Source organism: Vibrio sp. 10N.222.49.C9 (assembly GCF_041474985.1).
In the GTDB taxonomy this organism is placed as follows: Bacteria; Pseudomonadota; Gammaproteobacteria; order Enterobacterales; family Vibrionaceae; genus Vibrio; species Vibrio crassostreae_C.
Genome location: NZ_JBFRVD010001341.1, coordinates 1 through 423, shown reverse-complemented (window position 1 = coordinate 423; position 423 = coordinate 1). Strand labels below are relative to the sequence as shown.

Below are 423 nucleotides of genomic sequence, written 5' to 3'. Positions count from 1 at the left end.
CGCAGTAACATCGCTAATGCCGAATTCAAGTAGGGTTAGGTACAAGCCCGATGCGATTAGTGCCACTGAGGCATACAATTCTTCGTGCAATACCAGAGGTGTCTGACGACAGATTAAGTCTCTTAAAAGCCCGCCAAAAACGCCAGTCACCAAGGCTGAAACCATACAGATAAGCGCATGGTGTCCCATGCCCATCGCCACCTTAGTACCGATAATACTAAATACGATCAATCCCAGAGCGTCTAAGCGAATAAATACTCCCTTGAGCTTGATTACCCATTTGGCAAATCCAGTAGTGAGTATGCCTGCAATACAGGTAATCACTAAAAATTCGGGATTTTTCACCCAACTTAGTGGGTAGTGGCCGAGCAAAATATCACGGACTGTTCCGCCGCCTATGGCCGTTGCACTTGCGACTAGCAT

The 423-nt window shown here is 47.0% G+C and carries 1 protein-coding gene; it reads right to left on the bottom strand.

Going from position 1 to position 423, the window contains the following annotated elements; genetic code table 11:
* A partial coding sequence (locus AB4585_RS28195) for a trimeric intracellular cation channel family protein (protein ID WP_372172072.1) occupies positions 1–423 on the bottom strand: 423 nt, incomplete at both ends.